Annotated in this window: 24 protein-coding genes; 13 read left to right on the top strand and 11 right to left on the bottom strand. The window is 71.9% G+C overall.

Going from position 1 to position 20,268, the window contains the following annotated elements:
• Positions 1-904, bottom strand: a 904-nt coding sequence (locus tag GTW67_RS10555) for a HAMP domain-containing sensor histidine kinase (RefSeq protein ID WP_161164535.1), incomplete at its 3' end; no start/stop codon positions are given.
• Positions 905-1,050: 146 nt separating this feature from the next.
• On the opposite strand from GTW67_RS10555, the gene GTW67_RS10550 reads away from it, so the two are divergent.
• Positions 1,051-1,536 carry a cation:proton antiporter regulatory subunit gene (locus GTW67_RS10550; protein WP_161164534.1) on the top strand — a complete coding sequence of 162 codons (486 nt, stop codon included), beginning with the start codon at positions 1,051-1,053 and terminating at the stop codon, positions 1,534-1,536.
• Positions 1,537-1,540: 4 nt separating this feature from the next.
• On the top strand, positions 1,541-2,773 hold the full coding sequence (locus GTW67_RS10545) for a cation:proton antiporter domain-containing protein (protein ID WP_161164533.1): 1,233 nt from the start codon (positions 1,541-1,543) through the stop codon (positions 2,771-2,773).
• A 34-nt stretch (positions 2,774-2,807) separates the two neighbouring features.
• Here the strand turns inward: GTW67_RS10545 and GTW67_RS10540 are convergent, their stop codons facing one another.
• A complete protein-coding gene (locus tag GTW67_RS10540; RefSeq protein WP_161164532.1) occupies positions 2,808-3,233 on the bottom strand; it encodes a pyrophosphohydrolase domain-containing protein in 426 nt (141 codons plus the stop codon).
• 108 nt (positions 3,234-3,341) lie between these two features.
• On the opposite strand from GTW67_RS10540, the gene GTW67_RS10535 reads away from it, so the two are divergent.
• Positions 3,342-4,337 (top strand): TAXI family TRAP transporter solute-binding subunit, encoded by a 996-nt coding sequence (locus GTW67_RS10535; protein WP_161164531.1) that lies wholly within the window; start codon positions 3,342-3,344, stop codon positions 4,335-4,337.
• On the opposite strand, the gene GTW67_RS10530 is transcribed toward GTW67_RS10535, so the two are convergent.
• Together GTW67_RS10530 and GTW67_RS10525 are read right to left on the bottom strand one after the other, a co-directional pair.
• Positions 4,334-5,764 (bottom strand): ATP-binding protein, encoded by a 1,431-nt coding sequence (locus tag GTW67_RS10530; RefSeq protein WP_161164530.1) that lies wholly within the window; start codon positions 5,762-5,764, stop codon positions 4,334-4,336. The two genes, GTW67_RS10535 and GTW67_RS10530, sit on opposite strands and share 4 nt — an antisense overlap.
• A gap of 9 nt (positions 5,765-5,773) precedes the next feature.
• Positions 5,774-6,460, bottom strand: a complete 687-nt coding sequence (locus tag GTW67_RS10525; protein WP_161164529.1) for a response regulator transcription factor — start codon at positions 6,458-6,460, stop codon at positions 5,774-5,776.
• A gap of 300 nt (positions 6,461-6,760) precedes the next feature.
• Between GTW67_RS10525 and GTW67_RS10520 the strand changes: the two genes are divergently transcribed.
• The 8 genes from GTW67_RS10520 to GTW67_RS10490 all read left to right on the top strand — a co-directional run bounded on the left by GTW67_RS10520 (position 6,761) and on the right by GTW67_RS10490 (position 13,171).
• A complete protein-coding gene (locus GTW67_RS10520; RefSeq protein WP_161164528.1) occupies positions 6,761-7,537 on the top strand; it encodes an amino acid ABC transporter ATP-binding protein in 777 nt (258 codons plus the stop codon).
• 104 nt (positions 7,538-7,641) lie between these two features.
• On the top strand, positions 7,642-8,481 hold the full coding sequence (locus tag GTW67_RS10515; RefSeq protein WP_161164527.1) for a glutamate ABC transporter substrate-binding protein: 840 nt from the start codon (positions 7,642-7,644) through the stop codon (positions 8,479-8,481).
• Between the two features lie 84 nt (positions 8,482-8,565).
• Positions 8,566-9,234: an ABC transporter permease subunit gene (locus tag GTW67_RS10510; RefSeq protein ID WP_161164526.1), complete on the top strand. Its 669-nt coding sequence runs from the start codon at positions 8,566-8,568 to the stop codon at positions 9,232-9,234.
• The gene (locus tag GTW67_RS10505) at positions 9,231-10,106 is read left to right on the top strand and encodes an amino acid ABC transporter permease (protein ID WP_161164525.1); all 876 of its coding nucleotides are present in this window, start codon (positions 9,231-9,233) and stop codon (positions 10,104-10,106) included. The genes GTW67_RS10510 and GTW67_RS10505 overlap by 4 nt, the downstream gene beginning before the upstream one ends.
• Before the next feature lie 178 nt (positions 10,107-10,284).
• Positions 10,285-11,910: an FAD-dependent monooxygenase gene (locus tag GTW67_RS10500; protein WP_161164539.1), complete on the top strand. Its 1,626-nt coding sequence runs from the start codon at positions 10,285-10,287 to the stop codon at positions 11,908-11,910.
• A gap of 43 nt (positions 11,911-11,953) precedes the next feature.
• Positions 11,954-12,151, top strand: coding sequence for a putative leader peptide (locus GTW67_RS38485; protein ID WP_524539765.1), 198 nt, complete (start codon positions 11,954-11,956; stop codon positions 12,149-12,151).
• A gap of 76 nt (positions 12,152-12,227) precedes the next feature.
• A complete protein-coding gene (locus GTW67_RS10495; RefSeq protein ID WP_524539764.1) occupies positions 12,228-12,782 on the top strand; it encodes a cysteine dioxygenase in 555 nt (184 codons plus the stop codon).
• The gene (locus tag GTW67_RS10490) at positions 12,779-13,171 is read left to right on the top strand and encodes a rhodanese-like domain-containing protein (RefSeq protein ID WP_161164524.1); all 393 of its coding nucleotides are present in this window, start codon (positions 12,779-12,781) and stop codon (positions 13,169-13,171) included. Before GTW67_RS10495 ends, GTW67_RS10490 begins: the two co-directional genes overlap by 4 nt.
• Positions 13,172-13,196: 25 nt before the next feature.
• On the opposite strand, the gene recX is transcribed toward GTW67_RS10490, so the two are convergent.
• Together recX and recA are read right to left on the bottom strand one after the other, a co-directional pair.
• Positions 13,197-13,949 carry a recombination regulator RecX gene (gene recX / locus GTW67_RS10485; RefSeq protein WP_161164523.1) on the bottom strand — a complete coding sequence of 251 codons (753 nt, stop codon included), beginning with the start codon at positions 13,947-13,949 and terminating at the stop codon, positions 13,197-13,199.
• 3 nt (positions 13,950-13,952) lie between these two features.
• The gene (gene recA, locus GTW67_RS10480; protein ID WP_161164522.1) at positions 13,953-15,080 is read right to left on the bottom strand and encodes a recombinase RecA; all 1,128 of its coding nucleotides are present in this window, start codon (positions 15,078-15,080) and stop codon (positions 13,953-13,955) included.
• Between the two features lie 289 nt (positions 15,081-15,369).
• On the opposite strand from recA, the gene GTW67_RS10475 reads away from it, so the two are divergent.
• Complete coding sequence (locus GTW67_RS10475; protein ID WP_237518774.1) at positions 15,370-16,194, top strand: hypothetical protein; 825 nt, start codon at positions 15,370-15,372, stop codon at positions 16,192-16,194.
• 17 nt (positions 16,195-16,211) lie between these two features.
• Here the strand turns inward: GTW67_RS10475 and GTW67_RS10470 are convergent, their stop codons facing one another.
• Positions 16,212-17,516: an AI-2E family transporter gene (locus GTW67_RS10470; RefSeq protein WP_346010616.1), complete on the bottom strand. Its 1,305-nt coding sequence runs from the start codon at positions 17,514-17,516 to the stop codon at positions 16,212-16,214.
• A gap of 60 nt (positions 17,517-17,576) precedes the next feature.
• On the bottom strand, positions 17,577-17,771 hold the full coding sequence (locus tag GTW67_RS10465; RefSeq protein WP_161164521.1) for a DUF3046 domain-containing protein: 195 nt from the start codon (positions 17,769-17,771) through the stop codon (positions 17,577-17,579).
• 81 nt (positions 17,772-17,852) lie between these two features.
• Here GTW67_RS10465 and GTW67_RS10460 point away from each other — a divergent pair, with 81 nt between their 5' ends.
• Positions 17,853-18,797: a hypothetical protein gene (locus tag GTW67_RS10460; protein WP_161164520.1), complete on the top strand. Its 945-nt coding sequence runs from the start codon at positions 17,853-17,855 to the stop codon at positions 18,795-18,797.
• Positions 18,798-18,820: 23 nt separating this feature from the next.
• Here the strand turns inward: GTW67_RS10460 and GTW67_RS10455 are convergent, their stop codons facing one another.
• From GTW67_RS10455 to GTW67_RS10445, 3 genes are all read right to left on the bottom strand, one after another.
• Positions 18,821-19,129 carry an AzlD domain-containing protein gene (locus tag GTW67_RS10455; protein WP_161164519.1) on the bottom strand — a complete coding sequence of 103 codons (309 nt, stop codon included), beginning with the start codon at positions 19,127-19,129 and terminating at the stop codon, positions 18,821-18,823.
• Complete coding sequence (locus tag GTW67_RS10450; protein ID WP_346010615.1) at positions 19,126-19,941, bottom strand: AzlC family ABC transporter permease; 816 nt, start codon at positions 19,939-19,941, stop codon at positions 19,126-19,128. Before GTW67_RS10450 ends, GTW67_RS10455 begins: the two co-directional genes overlap by 4 nt.
• Positions 19,938-20,268: helix-turn-helix transcriptional regulator (locus GTW67_RS10445; RefSeq protein WP_161164518.1), on the bottom strand; the 331-nt coding region annotated here is incomplete at its 5' end. The genes GTW67_RS10445 and GTW67_RS10450, both read right to left, overlap by 4 nt.

Below are 20,268 nucleotides of genomic sequence, written 5' to 3'. Positions count from 1 at the left end.
TGAGGCCGGTGCCGTTGTCGCGGACGAGCAGTTCGATGCCGCCCGGCAGCGGGCGCAGGGTGAGGTCGGCGCGGTCGGCGGCGGCGTGGCGGGCGGTGTTGGTCAGGCTCTCCTGGGCGACCCGGTAGATCACGAGTTCCGCCTCCGGGGTGAGCGGGGGCAGGTCGCCGGGGACGTGGTGGGCGACGGTGAGCCCGTGGTGCGTGAACTCGGCGGTGAGCGCGCGCAGGGCGCTGGCGAGGCCGAGCTCCTCCAGGACGCCGGGGCGCAGCCGGCGCGCGATGCGGCGGATCTCGTCCAGACCGGCGCGCGTGGCCTCCTGGGCGAGGGACACCTCCTCGCGCAGCTCGCCGGGCACCCGGTCGGAGACGCGCTTGAGCTGGAGCAGGACGGCGGTGAGGGTCTGGCCGACCTCGTCGTGCAGCTCGCGGGCGATGCGGTGGCGCTCGCGCTCCTGGGCCTGGAGGGCGCGTCCGGCGCCGGCGGCGCGTTCGGCCTGGAGCCGGTCGAGCATCGTGTTGTACGTCGCGATCAGCTCGGCGGCCTCGGCCGGCCCGGCGACCTCCGGACGGGCGCCGGGCACCAGCAGGTCGGCGGTGCTCATGGCACGGCCCAGCCGGTGCAGCGGGGTGAGCCCGAGACGCAGGACGACCGCGTTGCCGGCGAGCAGGGCGGTGAGGCCGGCGAGGAGGATGAGGGCCTCGTGCGGCAGGACGGGGGTCGAGACGGTCACCGGTCCCAGGAGCAGCGCGGTGGCCACGACCAGGCCCGCGGCGTTGAGCGAGAAGATCCGCCAGAACAGCGACACGGTCCGCTTTCCGCTCCTCCCGGCCCTCGCACGCAATACGGCCGGAACCAGTCTCGCCGCTCGCGACCGGTCGCGTATATCCGTCACGACACCCATACCGCCACCGTACGTGCGGGTGACAGCATGGCGAGGTCGCGCACACGTCACGGACGTGCGGAAACGCGCGGCACGCATGCACCACATGCACCACATGCACGAACGAACGACACGCACGACTTGCAGGACGACTGAGGGGAAGACTCGTGTCCGCTCCACGCCTGAGGGCGACGCCGCTACCGGGCATCGGGGTCCAGTACGACCTGGTGACCCGGGAACACCGTCATCTGTCGGTGGTGGCGCACCGCGACGGCGCCCGCACGGTGAACGTGTACCGGGCCGACGATCCCGACTCCTGCGCCCACTCGCTGCGCCTGACCGGGCAGGAGGCCGGCGCGCTGATAGACACGCTGAAGCCGTCCCACCACAGCGCGAGCCTGCTGTACACGACCGATCTGGGGCTGGTCGCCGAGCGGATCGAGGTGTCCGCGACGTCCCGCTGGAACGGGCGGGTGCTGGGCGACACCCGGATGCGCACCGACACGGGCGCGTCGATCGTGGCGGTGCTGCGCCGGGCCGAGGCGATTCCGTCGCCGGCGCCGGACTTCCGGCTGGCCGGTGGTGACATCCTGATCGTCATCGGCACCCGCGAGGGCGTCGACTCCGCCGCGGCGATCCTCGGGCAGGAGTGAGCCTGTGCACTCCGCGGTTCTGCTGATCGAGTTCGGTTCCATCATCCTGGGGCTCGGGCTCCTCGGCCGGTTCGCCGGCCGCTACCGCCTCTCCCCCATCCCGCTGTACCTGCTGGCCGGCCTGGCCTTCGGCGAGGGCGGGCTGCTGCCGCTGGGTGCGAGCGAGGAGTTCGTCGCGACCGGCGCCGAGATCGGCGTCATCCTGCTGCTGCTGATGCTCGGCCTGGAGTACACGGCCGGTGACCTGGTCACCAACCTGAAGTCGCACTATCCCGCCGGCCTGGTCGACTGCGCGCTCAACGCGGTGCCCGGTGCGGTGGCCGCGCTGCTGCTGGGCTGGGGCCCGGTGGCCGCCGTCGTGCTGGCCGGCGTCACCTGGATCTCGTCGTCCGGTGTCATCGCGAAGGTCCTCGGTGACCTGGGCCGGGTCGGCAACCGGGAGACCCCAGTGATCCTCAGCGTGCTGGTCCTGGAGGACCTGGCGATGGCGGTGTACCTGCCGATCGTCACCGCGCTGGTGGCCGGCGCCGGCCTGATGACCGGCAGCATCACGCTGGCGGTCGCGCTGGCCGCGGCCGGGCTGGTCCTGTTCGTGGCGGTCCGCTACGGCCGGCTGATCTCCCGTTTCGTCTCCAGCGACGACCCGGAGAAGCTGCTCCTTGTGGTGCTGGGGCTGACGATCCTGGTCGCCGGTGTCGCCCAGCAGCTCCAGGTGTCGGCGGCGGTCGGGGCGTTCCTGGTGGGCATCGCCCTGTCCGGTGAGGTGGCGGAGGGCGCGCACACCCTGCTGAGCCCGCTGCGGGACCTCTTCGCCGCCGTCTTCTTCGTCTTCTTCGGACTGCACACCGATCCGGCGAGCATCCCGCCGGTGCTGGTGCCCGCGCTGGCGCTGGCCCTGCTGACCGCGGTGACGAAGATCGCGACCGGCTACTGGGCCGCTCGGCGCGCCGGGATCTCCGTCAAGGGCCGCTGGCGCGCGGGCGGTGCGCTGGTGGCGCGCGGCGAGTTCTCCATCGTCATCGCCGGACTGGCGGTGTCCGCCGGGATCGAACCGTCCCTCGGCCCGCTGGCCACGGCCTACGTCCTCATCCTGGTCGTCCTCGGCCCCCTCACCGCCCGCTTCACCGAGCCGTTGGCGCTGCGCCTGTTCCGCCGCCGCGACAACCCCGACCGGCCCGCGGAGGTGACCGACGGCGCGCCGAGGCCCGCGGGGGCCGAGGCGTCGGTGGGCGACTGAACCGGGCCGGGCGTCAGGCCCGTGCCCCGAGGCGTCAGGCCTCCGGCGTCCCGTCCGCCGCTCCGGGCGCCCACCCCTGCCGACGCAGTACGCCCGTCACGTCGGGGGCCTCGTAGTGCTCGCCCTTGAGCACCTTGCCGTCGGCTCTGCGGCTCACCCGGCCGTCGGGGCCCAGCTTGGTCATGTTCGAGCGGTGGACCTCGGCGATCACCGCGTCCAGGTCGATGCCGTGGACGAGGGCCGTGCCGTAGGCGACGTAGACCACGTCGGCCAGTTCGTGCGCGAGCCGGTCGAGCGGGCCGGACACCGACACCTCGGCGACCTCCGCGGCCTCCTCGGCGAGCAGCGCGCCCCGCTGGGCGGCCAGGTCGGGCGCGACGCGCGTCGGCGTGCTGCGGGCGTCCAGGCCGAAGGCCAGGTGGAAGGCGCGGACGAGGTCGGCGGGCGAGGAGCTGCTCATGCCGACGACTGTAGCGAGCGGCACTGACACCGCCCCTGGCGCCCGCGCGGCCCCACCGTGTGAGCCCGGCCCTGGTCAGCGGCACCACGGACTGGCAGGATCGCGCGCATGTCCACGTTGCTCTCCCGGGCCGGCGGCCGCCGGGCCCTCACCGGCGCGGCCGCCGGTGTCGTCGCCCTGGGGCTGCTGCTGTGGTGGCTGCTGCCCCTGGGCGAGAAGCCGCCGAGCGGGACGATCACGTTCAGCACGGGCACGCGTGCCGGGGTCTACCAGAAGTACGGCGAACTGCTGCGCACCGAGCTGCGCAAGGACATGCCGGGCCTCAAGGTGCGGCTGATGACCAGTGCGGGATCGCAGGAGAACGTCGGGCGGGTGGCGTCCGGGGAGGCCGACTTCACGATCGCCGCGGCCGACGCTGTGGAGACGTACAAGATCGCCGACCAGGCCGGTGCCCAGCGGCTGCGCGGTGTCACCCGGCTCTACGACGACTACGTGCAGCTCGTCGTCCCGAACGACTCGGACATCCAGTCCGTCGCCGACCTGCGGGGCAAGCGGGTGGCGATCGGGCTGCCGGACTCCGGTGTCCGGCTGATCGCGACCCGGCTGCTGCGGGCGGCCGGCATCGATCCGGAGCGGGACATCACGCCCCGGTCGGACGGCATCGACACCGGTCCGGGGCGGCTGGGCCACGAGATCGACGCGTTCTTCTGGTCGGGCGGGCTGCCGACGGACGGGCTCAAGCGGATAGCCGAGACGTCCGCCTTCCGGTTCGTGCCGATAGGCCCTGATCTCGTCGCCAAGCTGCACGAGTCCGGCGGCGCGACCCGCTACTACCGCTCCACCAACATCCCGGAGTCGGCGTATCCCACCGTCCAGAACGGTGCCGTGGTGCCGACGATGGCGGTGTCCAACCTGCTGATCACCCGCGCCGACATGGACCCGCGGCTCACCGAATGGCTGACCAGGGCCGTCCTCGACAGCCGCGACGGCATCGGGGCGCACGTGCACTCGGCCCAGCTGGTGGACGTACGGACGGCGATCTACACCGATCCGCTGGAACTGCACGAGGGCGCCCGGCGCTACTACCGGTCGGTGAAGCCCTAGTCCGAGTCCGGCCGGGCCTCCTTGCGTGCTCCCGATCTCGGCACCGTGACCGTCACGGTCAGTCCGTGGGGTTCGTGGTGGTCGAAGGTGATCGAGCCGTCGCCCGCCGCGAGCAGGGCCCGGCAGATGGACAGGCCGAGCCCCGAGCCCTTGACGTTCTGGTGCCGGCCGCTGCGCCAGAAGCGGTCGCCGACCCGGGAGAGCTCCTCGCCGGTCAGACCGGGCCCGTTGTCGGTGACCTCGACGGTGGCGGTGCCGCCGCCGGAGGTGACCGTGACCCGGACGGTCTCGTCGGGCGGCGTGAACTTCACCGCGTTGTCGATGACGGCGTCCAGGGCGCTGGAGAGGGTCACCGGGTCGGCCCAGCCCGTGGTGGGCGGGCAGTTCCCCTCCAGGCGTACGCCCTTGGCCTCGGCGGTCGGTGACCAGGCGGCCAGCCGTTCGGCGGCCAGCGCGCCGATGTCGGTGACCTTGAGGTCGGCCTCGCTGTGCTCGGCCAGCGCCAGGTCGAGCAGGTCGTCCAGGACCCGGGCGAGGCGTTTGCCCTCGGCCTGGACGGAGGCGATCTCCTCGTTGCCCTCGGGCAGTTCGAGCGCGAGCAGTTCGATGCGCAGCAGCAGCGCGGACAGGGGGTTGCGCAGTTGGTGCGAGGCGTCGGCGACGAAGGCGCGCTGCTGCTCCAGCACGTCCTCGACGTGGTCCGCCATCTCGTTGAACGACCTGGCCAGGCGCCTGAGTTCCGGTGGCCCCCCGGACGGTGCGACCCGGGACTTCAGCCGGCCGGTGGCGATGTCGTGGGTGGTGGCGTCGAGGACGCGCACCGGCCTGAGCACCCATCCGGTCAGCCGGAGCGCGGCGCCCACGGCGAGCAGCATCGCGGCGATCTCACCGGCCCCGATGACGAGCCAGCCGCGCAGGGTCCGGGACCGCATCGCGTCGGTCGGCGAGTCGGTGACCACGACCGCGACGACGTCCCCGTCCCGGATGACCGGGGACGCGACCACGAGCCGCCCGTCCTCCCACGGCCACACCTGCTGCGGATCGTGGCTGCGGCGGCTGAGCAGCGCCTCGCCGAAGGCGTCGCGCACCTCGCCCGTCTGGGGGAGGAACCAGGTCGTCGGCGCGTTGGCCATGGGGATCTGGTTGCGGTAGAAGACGCCCGCCCGGATGTCGTAGACCTCGTGGTAGCTGGTGAGCTCGGTCTGGAGGGTCTCCAGGCGCTCGTCGGTCGTGGCGGGGCGGGAGCCGCCCGGCGTGGACTCGGTGACGAACTGGGCGAGTGCCGCGAAGCGTGCCGTGTCGTCGATGCGGTCGACGACGACCCGCTGCTGTTCGGCGCGGGCGACGCTGATGGCGAGCGGCACGCCGAGGGCGAGCAGGACGGCCGCCATCAGCACGATGAGCAGCGGAAGCAGGCGTGTGCGCACCCGGCCCCGCTACGCGGTGGGGGCGACGAGGCGGTAGCCGACGCCGCGTACGGTCTCGATGAGGGCCGGCATGCGCAGCTTGGCGCGCAGGGAGGCGACGTGCACCTCCAGGGTGCGCCCGGTCCCCTCCCAGCTGGTGCGCCAGACCTCGCTGATGATCTGCTCCCGGCGGAAGACCACGCCGGGACGCTGCGCGAGCAGGGCGAGGAGGTCGAACTCCTTGCGGGTGAGCTGGACCGGCGCGCCGTCGACGCTCACCTGGCGGGTCGGGAGCTCGATGCGCACGGCGCCGAGGCGCACCACGGTCTCGGTGCTGCCCGTGGCGTCCTCGTGGGCGGTGCGCCGGCTGACGGCGTGGATGCGGGCGAGCAGTTCGCCGGTGTCGTACGGCTTGACCACGTAGTCGTCGGCGCCGAGGTTGAGGCCGTGGATGCGGGAGCGGACGTCGGAGCGGGCGGTGACCATGATCACCGGGGTGCCGGTGCGCTTGCGGATCTTGCCGCAGACCTCGTATCCGTCCTGGTCGGGCAGGCCGAGGTCGAGCAGGACGACGCCGAAGCCGTCGACCTCGGGGACGAGCGCCTGGAGCGCCTCCTCGCCGTTGCGCGCGTGGGTGACGTCGAAGCCGTGCCGGGCAAGGACCGCGGACAGGGCGGCGGCGACGTGGTTGTCGTCCTCGACGAGCAGCAGTCTCATCCGGGCCTCCTTCGGTTCATCGGCCGTACGCTCGGGACGGGTACGAAGATCTGGTGCAGGGTGTGTGCACGCGCGCGCGTGCCCTGTGCAGTGACGCCGATGGAGAGGGACGGCGTCAAGAGGGTTCCGGTTGCGGCTGCTCGAAGTTATCCGGCCGATATGCTCCCTGCTCATCCGAGCTACGACGCGTGTCCGATTGCTATCGGATCGTGATGCTCAGATTCCCCTCAGATGTAGAGACGCAGGTCGTTTGGCGTTACTACTGTCCTCCGAAACCGAGGAGGACGGAGCCCGTAAGCGATGACCGAAGTATCGGTGGCCAAGGAAGACGTGGCCGCGACCGGCGAACTGGTCGTGCTGAGGAATGTCAACAAGCACTTCGGTGCGCTGCACGTGCTCCAGGACATCGACCTGACGATCACCCGCGGCGAGGTCGTCGTGGTCATCGGCCCGTCCGGGTCCGGTAAGTCCACGCTGTGCCGCACCATCAACCGCCTGGAGACCATCGACTCCGGCACGATCGCGATCGACGGCAGGCCGCTTCCCGCCGAGGGCAGGGAGCTGGCCCGGCTGCGCGCCGACGTCGGCATGGTCTTCCAGTCCTTCAACCTGTTCGCGCACAAGACGGTGCTCGAGAACGTCACCCTGGGCCAGGTCAAGGTCCGCAAGGCCGACGCCAAGAAGGCCGAGGAGAAGGCCCGGGCCCTGCTCGACCGGGTCGGCGTGGGCGCCCAGGCGGACAAGTACCCGGCCCAGCTCTCCGGTGGCCAGCAGCAGCGTGTCGCCATCGCGCGCGCCCTGGCCATGGACCCGAAGGTCATGCTCTTCGACGAGCCCACGTCGGCTCTCGACCCGGAGATGATCAACGAGGTCCTGGAGGTCATGCGGCAGCTCGCCCAGGACGGCATGACCATGATCGTGGTCACGCACGAGATGGGCTTCGCCCGCTCCGCGGCCAACCGCGTGGTGTTCATGGCGGACGGCCGCATCGTCGAAGAGGCCACGCCGGACCAGTTCTTCAGCAATCCGCGCAGCGACCGTGCCAAGGACTTCCTGTCGAAGATCCTGCATCACTGAGCGGTGCGGCCCCGACGTCCGCGTCGCCGCCCGCGCCGCGGCCGGCCGGCCGCCTCTCGCATCTGATCGTCTGATCGTCTGATCACAGCCAAAGGATGTTCACCATGAAGCTCCTCAAGGTCACCGCCGCCTCGGCCACCGTCCTCGCCCTCGCCCTGACCGCCACCGCGTGCGGCGGCAGCGACGACGACAGCGGCGACAGCGGTTCCGGTGGCGGCAAGAAGATCACCATCGGCATCAAGTTCGACCAGCCGGGCCTCGGCCAGAAGACCCCGGACGGGTACGCCGGCTTCGACGTCGACGTCGCCACGTACGTCGCCAAGAAGCTCGGCTACACCGAGAACCAGATCGAGTGGAAGGAGTCGAAGAGCGCCGACCGCGAGACCATGCTCCAGCGCGGTGACGTCGACTTCATCGCCGCCACGTACTCGATCACGCCGAAGCGCCAGGAGAAGGTCGACTTCGCCGGCCCGTACCTGCTCGCCCACCAGGACGTGCTGCTCCGCGCCGACGACGACAAGATCAAGTCGCCCGAGGACCTGAACGACGCGAAGCTCTGCTCGGTCACCGGCTCGACCTCGGCCCAGAACATCAAGGACAAGCTGGCCCCCAAGGCCCAGCTCCAGCCGTACCCGACGTACTCCGCCTGCCTGCCCGGCCTCCAGAACGGCGCCATCGACGCGCTGACCACCGACGACTCGATCCTCGCCGGTTACGCCTCCCAGGCCCAGTTCAAGGGCAAGTTCAAGCTCGGCGGCTTCAAGCTCACGAACGAGAACTACGGCATCGGCGTCAAGAAGGGCAGCGACCTCAAGGACAAGATCAACAAGGCCCTTGAGGAGATGGTCGCGGACAAGTCGTGGCAGAAGGCCGTGGACGCGAACCTCGGTCCGGCCAACTACAAGAACGAGCCGGCGCCGAAGATCGGCGACATCAAGAGCTGAGGCCGGGCCTGACGCCGGTGCGCCGCCCTCCGGCAGGGCGGCGCACCGGCGCGGGCACCCCTACACGCGGAAGCGCGGGAGATCGTGTTCGACTTTCTTCAGGATTACGACTTGGCGGGAGCCGTCTGGACGACAGTGCAGCTCGCTGTGCTCTCGGCCGTCGGCTCTCTGATCTGGGGCACCGTACTGGCCGCCATGCGCGTCGGTCCGGTCCCGCTCATGCGTGGCTTCGGAACCGCGTACGTGAACATCGTGCGGAACATCCCGCTCACGGTGATCATTCTGTTCGCGTCGCTGGGTCTGAACCAGACGTTGCAGATCACGCTCGGCGCCGAAGGTGACTTCGAAACGATCAACTTCCGGCTCGCCGTCCTGGGTCTGATCCTCTACACGTCCTCGTTCGTGTGCGAGGCGCTGCGCTCCGGCATCAACACGGTGCCGGTCGGCCAGGCGGAGGCGGCCCGGGCCCTCGGCCTGAGCTTCGGTCAGGTGCTCCGGCTGGTGGTCCTGCCGCAGGCGTTCCGCTCGTCCGTCGTTCCGCTGGCGAACGTGCTGATCGCGCTGATCAAGAACACCACGGTCGCCGCCGCCATCGGTGTGGCGGAGACGGCGCTGCTGATGAAGGAGATGATCGAGAACGAGGCTCAGCTGCTGCTGATCTCCGCCGTCATCGCTCTGGTGTTCGTGGTGCTGACGCTGCCGACCGGTCTGATCCTCGGCTGGGTGGGCAAGAAGGTGGCGGTGAAGCGATGAGCTCGGTTCTCTACGACGCCCAGGGACCTCGCGCGAAGCGTCGCAACGTCCTCTTCACGGTCGTCTTCCTCGTCGCCCTGGCCGCACTGCTGTGGTGGGTGTTCAGCAGCCTCAACGACAAGGGCCAGCTGGAGTGGGCCCTGTGGAAGCCGTTCTTCACGGGCACCGAGGCGTGGTCGACGTACATCTGGCCGGGTCTCCAGAACACCCTGAAGGCCGCGGCTCTCGCGGTCGTCATCGCCCTGCCCCTCGGCGCCGTGCTGGGCATCGCCCGGCTCTCCGACCACGCATGGGTCCGGGTGCCGGCGGCGATCATCGTGGAGTTCTTCCGGTCCATTCCCGTCCTGGTCCTGATGATCTTCGGTCTGGCCCTGTTCGCGGAGTACACGAACGTCAGCTCCGACGACCGTCCGCTGTACGCGGTCGTCACGGGCCTCGTGCTGTACAACGCCTCGGTCCTCGCCGAGATCGTCCGAGCCGGCATCCTGGCCCTTCCCAAGGGCCAGGCCGAGGGCGCGATGGCGATCGGGCTCCGCAAGGGCCAGGTCATGCGGCTGATCCTGCTGCCGCAGGCGGTCACGGCGATGCTGCCGGCCATCGTCAGCCAGCTCGTCGTGATCCTCAAGGACACCGCGCTCGGCGGCGCCATCCTCACCTTCCCCGAGCTGCTCGCCTCGGCCAACACGATGAGCGGCTACTACGGTGCCAACGTGATCGCCAGCTACACCGTGGTCGCCGTCGTCTACATCGCCCTCAACTTCGCCCTCACCACCTTCGCGAGCTGGCTGGAGCGGCGACTGCGGCGGGCCAAGAAGTCGACCGGTGCGGTGCTCAGGGCGGACGACCAGCCGAACGCGGGAGCAGCCGTCTGACGGCCGATCAGTTCGCCTGACCGTCGATGAAAGGCAGTGGCATGATCGCCACTGCCTTTCATCGCTTGACGCAAGGTCCGGCAATAGGTTGCATACGTTGTGTGACCGTGCACCCTGCTCCAACTTCCTGTTCACCCACGTCCCCCGGGACGCCGTCACAGGCAGGGGGCATCGCACCGTGGACCCGGTGATCATCGCCGGAGCTGGGCCCGTCGGGCTCACGCTCGCCCTGGCCCTGGCACGGCAGGAGGTGCCCTGCGTCGTCCTCGACGAGGGTCCGGGCAAGGACGAACCGCGCCCCGCGCGCACCGTCGTCCTGCGCGAGGACGTCGTCGCCCTGGTCGAGAGACTGACCGGCACCGCGTTGGACGAGGCGGGTTTCCGTTGGGCCGGATGGCGGTCGATGCGGCGCAAGCAGGTGACGCGTGAGGTCGCGTTCGACGACGCCGACCCGGCGCCGCTGCACATCGCCCAGCACGAGCTGACCGGCGCCCTGCGCGCCGCCCTGGCCCACGAGCCCCTCGTGGAGATCGCCGTGGACAGCCGGCTGGACGGCATCGAACAGGAGACGTCCGGCGTCACCGCCCACACCCGCGGCCCCAAGGGCACCTGGTGGCGCGGCAGTTACCTGGTCGGCTGCGACGGCCCCCGTTCGACCGTGCGCAAGCTCCAGGACATCCGCTTCCCCGGCCGCACGGCGGTGGAACGATACGCCGTCGCCGCGCTGCGCACCGAACTCCCCTGGACCGACGAGGCGCTGCTGCACCGGGCGCCGCCCTGGCGGACGACCGGCCCGTCGGCCGGCGAGATCGTCGGCCGCCCCCTACCGGACGGCGTGTGGCGCCTGGACTGGCTGCTGCCGCCCGGCAAGGACCTGGTCACGCCCGAACTGCTGGTGAACCGGGTCCGGGAGACCCTCACCGGCTGGAGGGCCGGCGCCACCCCGGTCTACGAACTCCTCGACACCGGCGTCCACACGGTCCACCACCGGCTGGCCCGCCGCTGGCGGGCGGGCCGCGTCTTCCTCGCCGGGGACGCGGCGCATCTGCTCGGCGCGCTGGGCACGCAGGGCCTCGACGAGGGGCTGCGGGACGCCGACAACCTGGCCTGGAAACTCGCCCTGGCCTGGCACCACGGGCCTCACGAGGCGCTGCTCGACAGCTACCAGAAGGAGCGCCGCACGGCCGTCGCGGCACGGTTGCGCGCCGCCGACCAGGTACTGCCGCTGCTGCGCGGCGGCGGGGGCCTGCGGTCGTACGTCCCCGGCTCGTCCCGGGGCCACGACACGCTGCTCGCCGACGGCCACCTGGGACGCGGGGCACTCGGGGCGCCGGGGCTCTACGCCGGTTCGCCGCTCACGCCTCCGCCCCTGGACGGCGAGGTGGCGGTCGGCACGGCACCGGGGACTCCCGTCACCGACGTGCGGGTCACGGCGGAGGACGGCACGTTCGTGCGGCTGCGGGACCGGCTGGGGCGCGGTGCGCTGCTGGTGGTGCTGATCGCGCCGGGCACCGGGGTGTGGGACCGCAAGCACTGGGTGACCGCCGGCGTCATGCCCCGGCTGGCGGCGGCGGTGACGGCGCTGCCGCACCATGCCGAGCTGCTGGTCGCCGAGAGTTACCCCGGGGCCGCGGCACACACGGTGCTGCTGGTGCGGCCCGACGGCCACCTGGTCACGGCGCTGAACGGGGTGCGCCCGGCCGACCTGTACACGGCGGCGGAGGCGGCGCTGGGCGGGGCGAGGAAGGAGACGGCGGAGGCGGGAGCCGGGGCGGAAGCCGGGGCCGCGGCCGGGGTCCGTTGAGCGGTCCTCCGTGAGGGGGAGGCCGACGGTCGAGGTGTGGGCCATGGCCGGGCGGGCGGGTGCGGGTCCGTGTCCGGCGGGTGCCGTCCGCCGTCGCCGTCCGCATGGTGACGGTGAGTTGACCGGCCCACGTCGTCATGGTCTACTCCGGAGCGTGACCGACACCGATGTGCGCCTGTGGCGGAGGGTCCATATGGACCTCGTCCGCTATGCGGGCTGTGTGTGTCGCCCGTCCTGCTGAATTCGCCTCTTCTCCTACGCGCGCCCCGCTTCGCCGTGCCGCCGCGCGCTCCTCGCGAACTTCCAGGACGGTACCCGTGTCTGTGTCCTCCCCTGCCCCCGCACCCTCCCCTTCTTCCTCGACGGCCACGAGCGCGCCCGCGCCGACCCAGGCCGACCTCCTCGACTTCGTCCGGCGCATCGCCGACGACGCCGAGCTGATCGCCTCGCTCCCCCTCGACCCCGAGGGCCGTACCTGGGTCCGGCTGGAGGGGCCCGGCGGCAGCGAGGCCTGGCTGATCGGCTGGCCGCCCGGCACGGGCACCGGCTGGCACGACCACGCCGAATCGGTGGGCGCCTTCGTGACCGCGGCCGGCGAACTCAAGGAGAACGCCCTCGCCGCCCGGCTGCCCACCGACGGCTGGAAGACCCTGGAACTCACCGACGGCGTGGACCGGGAGCGTCGCCTGCCCGCCGGCAAGGGTCGCGCCTTCGGCCGGCACCACGTGCACGAGGTGCTCAACGAGTCCCCCGACCGACACGCGATCTCCGTCCACGCCTACTACCCGCCTCTGCCGCGGATCCGTCGCTACAGTCGCAGCGGCCAGGTCCTGCGCCTGGAAGAGGTCGAGCGCCCGGAGGACTGGCAGTGAGCGAGCCGAACGGAATCGACGCGGTACTGGAACAGGTGCGCCGGGGCTACACGCGCGTCGAACCGCGCGCGGCGTACGACGCCGCCGAGGCCGGTGAGGCGTTGCTGGTCGACATCCGGTACGCCGCGCTGCGCGACGCGGACGGCCTGATCCCGGGCGCCCTGGTGATCGAGCGCAACGAACTCGAGTGGCGCCTCGACCCGCAGGGCAGCCATCGCCTTCCCGAGGCCACGGGCCACGACCTGCGTGTCGTGGTGGTGTGCAACGAGGGCTACGCCTCCAGCCTCGCCGCGGAGTCCCTGCACCGCCTGGGCCTGCACCGGGCCACCGACCTGGTCGGCGGATTCCAGGCATGGCGGACGGCAGGACTGCCGGTGGCCGCGCCGTAGCGAGCCCGGGGACGAGCGGGCGCGGTCAGAAGCTCTCGTCGCCGAGGAAGTCCGTGTCCTCGCCCTCCTCCTCCAGTGCCTGGCGGACCACCCTCAGGGCCATGCCCTCGGGGTAGCCCTTGCGGGCCAGCATGCCGGCGAGGCGGCGCAGTCTCTTGTCCCGGTCGAGGCCGCGGGTGGCGCGCAGTTTGCGGGCGACGAGTTCCCGTGCGGTCTCCTCCTCCTGCTCGGAGTCCAGCTGGGACACCGCCGCGTCGATGAGGGTGGAGTCGACGCCCTTGGTCCGCAGTTCCCGGGCGAGAGCGCGCCGGGCCAGTCCGCGGCCGTGGTGCCGGGACTCGACCCAGGCGTCGGCGAAGGCGCTGTCGTTGATCAGGCCGACCTCCTCGAACCTGGACAGCACCTCCTCCGCAACCTCGTCCGGGATCTCCCTTTTGCGCAGGGCGTCGCCGAGTTGCTTGCGTGTGCGCGGGGTCCCGGTGAGCAGGCGCAGGCAGATCGCCCGTGCCTGCTCCACCGGGTCCCGCGGAGGCTCCCCCTTCTCGGCCCTCGACGAGGAAGTGGCACCTCCGTCCTCGGCGAACGGCTCCGCGCGCTCGCGTCGTCGCCGCCGCCCGCCTCTGCGACGCGCGCCGCCCTCACCGGACGGCACGGCCGCCGAGCCCGCCCCGTACGCGCCGTCCGCCGCCCCGAGCGTGCCGTCGTCCGTCCCGTACGCGTCGGCGTCCGTCCCGGCGGAGCCGGCGTCGTACTCGGCCCAGTCGGTTCGTCGTGTCACGGGTCAGCTCTTGGCTGCCGCGGCCTTGGACTTGGTGGCCTTGGCCGACGCGGGGGCGGGCACCGCCGGTGCGGCGTCGGCCGGGGCGGCGGAGACCGCGGCGTCCGTGCCCGGCTCGGTGGCCGGCTCCTCGGGACGCACGCCGACGCCCAGCTTCTCCTTGATCTTCTTCTCGATCTCGTTGGCCAGGTCGGGGTTGTCCTTCAGGAAGTTGCGCGCGTTCTCCTTGCCCTGGCCGAGCTGGTCGCCCTCGTACGTGTACCAGGCGCCGGCCTTGCGGACGAAGCCGTGCTCCACGCCCATGTCGATCAGGCCGCCCTCGCGGCTGATGCCCTGGCCGTAGAGGATGTCGAACTCGGCCTGCTTGAAGGGCGGCGCGACCTTGTTCTTGACGACCTTGCAGCGGGTGCGGTTGCCGACCGCCTCGGTGCCGTCCTTCAGCGTCTCGATGCGGCGGATGTCGATGCGCACGGAGGCGTAGAACTTCAGCGCCCGGCCACCGGTCGTGGTCTCGGGGGAGCCGAACATCACGCCGATCTTCTCGCGGAGCTGGTTGATGAAGATCGCGGTGGTCTTGGACTGGTTGAGCGCACTGGTGATCTTCCGCAGGGCCTGGCTCATCAGCCGGGCCTGGAGACCCACGTGGCTGTCGCCCATCTCGCCCTCGATCTCCGCGCGCGGGACGAGCGCGGCGACGGAGTCGATGACGATGAGGTCGAGGGCGCCGGAGCGGACCAGCATGTCCACGATCTCCAGGGCCTGCTCGCCGTTGTCCGGCTGGGAGAGGATCAGGTTGTCGATGTCGACGCCGAGCTTCTTCGCGTACTCGGGGTCGAGGGCGTGCTCCGCGTCCACGAACGCGACCTGGCCGCCGGCCTTCTGCGCGTTGGCCACGGCGTGCAGGGTCAGGGTCGTCTTGCCCGAGGACTCGGGGCCGTAGACCTCCACGACGCGGCCGCGCGGGAGGCCGCCGACGCCGAGGGCCACGTCGAGCGCGGTCGACCCGGTCGGGATGACCTCGATGGGCTCGTTCGGCCGCTCGCCCATGCGCATGACCGCGCCCTTGCCGAACTGCCGTTCAATCTGTGCGAGCGCGGCGTCCAGGGCCTTCTCGCGGTCGGTTCCTGCCATGGGTTCCACCCGGTTTGCTTGATTCGATCGCTTCACGTCAAAGACGCTAATGCCTGCCACTGACAATGGGCCCCGGTGCGGGTCCGGCCTGTGGATAACCCGGGTGCATCTCCACCCGAACCCACTCGAATCACCCGTCACGAGCCCCGCCGGAGCCTCCATAAGAATAGATGTTCGATTTTCGTGTCAAGCGCACCACGCGGCACTTCCGAGCGTACGTCTCGGGGCGTAGGTCAGGTGTCTCCGGACGGACGACGACCCGGCGACGGGTCCGGGCCAGGCTCGTCCCATGCAGAACGAGGGGACCGCCCGCACCGCCACCGGAACCGTCCACCGGGCCGTACCGGACCCGCCGCCCGCGAACGGCCTGCCGCCCGGCCGGGGGACGGTGACGCGCGCGTGCCACGCGACCGGCCTTCTCCTGATCCTCTCCGGCCTCGTGCACCTGGTGGTGTTCGCCGTGGACGGCGGCCCCTGGGACGGGCCCGTCTCCTGGCGCAAGCCGGTGACGTTCGGCCTGTCCTTCGGGATCACGCTGATCGCGGTCACGTGGGTCACCTCGTACCTGCGCGTCCGGCCGGGGCAGCGCGCCGCGCTGCTCGCCGTGTTCGCGGCCGACTGTGTCCTCGAGGTCGCCGGCATCACCCTCCAGGCGTGGCGCGGAGTGCCCTCGCACCTCGACATGGAGACGTCGTTCGACACGGCCGTGTCGATGTCCCTCGCGGTGGGCGGTGGCGTTCTGGTGGTGCTGCTGACCGTGTTCGCCGTCGCGTCGTTCCGCCACCGGCCCGCGGGACCGGCCGGCATGGCCCTCGCCGTGCGGACCGGGTTCGCGGTACTGCTCGTCGGGCTCGCTTCGGGCGCCGCGATGATCGCACGCGGCGTGATCCTCACCCGGACCGGCCACCAGGAGGCGGCCTACCACTCCACGGCGCCGCTCAAGCCGCTGCACGGGGTGAGCCTGCACGCCGTCCTGGTGCTGCCGGCCCTGGCCCGGCTGCTGTCCCTGAGCTCGTGGGACGCGACGGTACGGCGGCGGATCGTGGCCGTGGCGGCCGGCTGCTACGCGGCCGCCGTCGTCGCCGCCGGGGTGTGGGCCGCCGTGACGTACTGACCAGGCCGTCCGGCGCCTCAGGCGGTGCCGCCGCCCCCGGAGCCACCGTGCCCCGGTCCGCCGTCCCCGGGACCGTCCTCCCCCGGAGGCGCGGCGTCCGGTCGCCGGATCCACAGCTTCCGTATGCGCGTGAACCCCCCGGCCCCCGGCCCGCGGCGGTCGCGGTGCCCGTGGACGCGCGGATCGTCCGTGACGTCGTACCGCTTGACGTACGCCCCGAGGAACGCCTGGAGTGTGGCGACCGCCGGGATGGCGATCAGCGCGCCGACGGCGCCCAGCAGGGCGGTGCCCGCGATGACCGAGCCGAAGGCGACCGCGGGGTGGATGTCCACGGTCTTCGACGTCAGCTTGGGCTGGAGCACGTAGTTCTCGAACTGCTGGTAGACCACCACGAAACCCAGCACCCACAGCGCGTACCAGGGGTTCACGGTGAAGGCGATCAGCATCGGCAGGGCGCCCGCGAGATAGGTGCCGATGGTGGGGATGAACTGCGACACCAGGCCCACCCACACGGCGAGCGCGGGCGCGTAGGGCACCTCCAGGATCTCCAGGAGGACGTAGTGCGCGACGCCGGAGATCAACGCCATCAGGCCGCGGGAGTAGAGGTAGCCGCCGGTCTTGTCGACGGCGATCTCCCACGCGCGCAGGACCTCGGCCTGCCGGGCGGGCGGCAGGACGGAACAGAGCCCGCGCCGCAGCCGGGGGCCGTCGGCGGCGAAGTAGAACGAGAACAGCAGGATCGTCAGCAGCTGGAAGAGGCCCCCGAGCACCTGGGCGGACACGTCCAGGACACCGGTGGCGCTGTTCTGCACGTAGTTGCGCAGCCAGTCGGAGCGGAGCAGGCCCTCCTGGACGTCCACCCTTCTGAGCTCGGTGTGGAAATGGCCGTTGACCCAGTTGATCACGGAGTCGAGGTAGTCGGGGAAGTCCTCGACCATCTTGACGATCTGGCCCGCGAGCATGGAGCCGAGCAGCGTCACGAAGCCCGCGGCGGCGATCAGCACGGCGAGGAAGACGACGAACGTGGCCAGCCCCCGGCGCATGCCGCGCGCGGACATCCAGCTCACCGCGGGCTCGATGGCGAGCGCCAGGAAGAACGCGATGAGGATGTTGATCAGCAGCCCGGTGAGCTGGTGGAAGGCCCAGCTGCCGAGCTGGAAGACGGCGATCAGCGCAAGGGCCAGCACCATGGCCCGCGGCAGCCAGCGCGGCATACGGGCGCCCGGCCCCGCACTGCCGCCGGCCGGGGGCGGGGCGGGCGGCGTCGTGCCGGACGGAGGGGTGTGCCGGGTCGCCTGCCCGGTCTCGTCAGTGGATGCCACGGACCAAGTCTCGCCCACGCCACCGACAGCGGACGCACGGTCCGTGATCTTCGTGACCGATCAGCGCTGCTCCTGTGGCACGTTCATGACGGTGCAGACCACCCGCCACACGTCCTTGGCGTCCCAGCCGGCGTCCAGTGCCTCGTGCACCGTACGACCGCCGAGCTCCGTCATCACGTGATCGTGCGCGAAGGTGTCGGCGTAACCCGGACCGAAGTGCTCCGTCATCCGCTCCCAGAAGACCGTCAACCGCATGCCCCCAGTATCCCGCCCTTGCGAGTGGGCCCCGCGCCGGGACCGGGTGCTGGGACCGCTTTCCGCCCTACGGTCTGCCCCATGGCCGACAACGGAGCTTCCCCACTCCCGCCGACGCCCCCCGCGCGCTCCCCGCTCGCGCGCGCGGAGCACTTCGTCTGGCTCACCGCGCGCGTACTGGAGCAACGCCTGTTCGCGTACCACTTCCGCGACGGCGACGCCGCGCCGGTGGAGACGGCGCTGGACGCCTACCGCAACGAGGACGGCGGGTACGGGCACGCCCTGGAGCCCGATCTGCGCGGCCCCGTCAGCCAGCCGCTGCACACCGCGGAGGCCCTGCGCGTCCTGGACGCCGTCGGGCGCTGCGACGGGCAGCGCGTGGAACGGATGTGCCGCTATCTGACCTCCGTGTCCACCGCCGACGGAGCCCTGCCCGCGATCCATCCCAGCCGGCACGGGTATCCGGCCGCGCCCTTCGTGCCCGTGGTGGACGACCCGCCCGGGGAGCTGCTCGCCACCGGGCCGGTGGTCGGTCTGCTGCACCGCAACGAGGTCTGGCACGCCTGGCTGTTCCGGGCCACGGACTTCTGCTGGCGGGCGGTCGAGTCGGTGCGGACCTCCCACCCCTACGAGGTCGAGGCCGCGGTGGCCTTCCTGGACGCCGCCCCCGACCGCCCACGCGCGCGGGCAGCGGCCGACCGGCTGGGCCGCCTGGTGCGCGAGCAGCGCCTGGCGGTGCTCGATCCGGACGCCCGCGACACCTACCCGGTCCCGCCCGGCTACGCCCCGGGCGAGCACCACTTCCCCCACGACTACGCGCGCGATCCGCTCTCCCTCGCGCGCGCGTGGTTCACGGACGACGAGATGGCCCGCTCCCTCGACTTCCTCTCCGCGGAGCAGGACGAGGACGGCGGCTGGCCCGTCCGCCGGCGCCGCTGGGCCCCCGCGCCCGCGCTGGAGGCACGCCCACGGGTGACGCTCGACGCCCTGCGCACGCTCCGGGCCCACGGCCGCCCCCTCGGCTGACCGGGCAGCCGCCCCTCATGCCCTCATCCGCCCATGGCCCGCACACCCGCGGTGACCACCACGGCCGCCGCGACGACCAGCAGGAACGGCGCCCGCAGCACCAGGGCCACGGCGGCAGCGGCGACTCCCGCCGCCCGCGCGTCCAGGACGAGCGCCTGACCGTCCTGGAAGGTCTGCTGGGCCGTGAGCGCGGCGAGGAGGGCGACGGGCAGCAGGGCGGCGAGGCGCCGGACCAACGGCCGCTCCAGGGCGCCCGCGGGCACGAGCAGCCCGACGAGTTTGACGGCGTAGCAGCCGAGTGCGGTCACGCCGATCGCGATCCAGACGCTCATCGCTCCTCCTCCCGCCCGGAGCCCTGAACGGGGCTCTGTGCGATGTCCCGCGCACTGTCCTGTGCGTCGTCGTCCGTGCCGTCGTGCGTGTCGTGCCGTCGGGAAGTCCGGCGGCGTCCCTGCGCCCACAGGACGGCCGGCGCCGCCAGCGCCGCCACCAGGACGGGCACGCCGCCGGGCAGGACGGGCAGCAGGCCGAGCCCCAGCAGGACGGCCAGGGCGGCGACCGTGCGCTCGGTGGTGGTCCTCAGCATCGGCGCGAGCAGGGCCAGGAAGACCGCGGGTCCGGCCGCGTCGAGGCCCCAGGCGTCGGTGTCCCCGATGGCCTCCGCGCCCAGCGCGCCGAGCAGGGTGGTGACGTTCCACAGCACGTAGAGGGTGAGACCGGTGACGGTGAACCCGATCCGGACGCTGCGCCGCGTCGGCTGCGCGAGTGCCACGGCCGTCGTCTCGTCGATGACCCACTGGGCGGCGAAGGGCCGCACCGCGCGCGGGAGGGCCAGCAACTGCGACAGCCGCAGCCCGTAGAAGGCGTTGCGCACGCCCAGGAAGAAGGCCCCCGCCGCGGCCGTGAGCGGGTTGCCGCCGGCCGCGAGCGCCCCCACGAGCGCGAACTGGGAGGCGCCGGTGAAGACCAGGAGGCTGAGCGCGCAGGTCTGCAACAGCGTGAGCCCACTGCCCGCCGAGGTCACCCCGAAGGCGAACCCGGACAGTCCGACGGCGACTCCTACCCCGAGGGCGTCCCGTACGACGGCGGCGTCCGGTTTGTCTTCGGCGGCGCCCGTGTCGGGGACGACTGTCTGTTCTCTCACGCCTCGGACGGTAGGAGCAGTCGCCGCCGCGCGTCTTGTACGTTCTTGCGCTCGCGCTGGTAGGCGCCGGGCGGTACGCCCACGATCCGCGCGAAGTGCCTGTTCAGATGGGGCTGGTCGGTGAAGCCGACGGCGACGGCGGCCTCGGCCGGTGCCGTCCCGGCGTCCAGCATCCGCCGCGCCCGGCGCACCCGGGCATCGGTCAGCCAGGCGTGGGGCGGCATCCCGTACGCGTCCCGGAAGGCACGCAGCAGCGCGAACGGGCTGCTGCCGAGCTCCGCGGCGAGCGTCTCCAGGCTGGGCGGGGCGGCCATCCGCTGCTCCAGC

This window comes from Streptomyces sp. SID5910 (assembly GCF_009862125.1).
In the GTDB taxonomy this organism is placed as follows: Bacteria; Actinomycetota; Actinomycetes; order Streptomycetales; family Streptomycetaceae; genus Streptomyces.
This window is presented reverse-complemented; position numbering and strand designations above follow the sequence as displayed.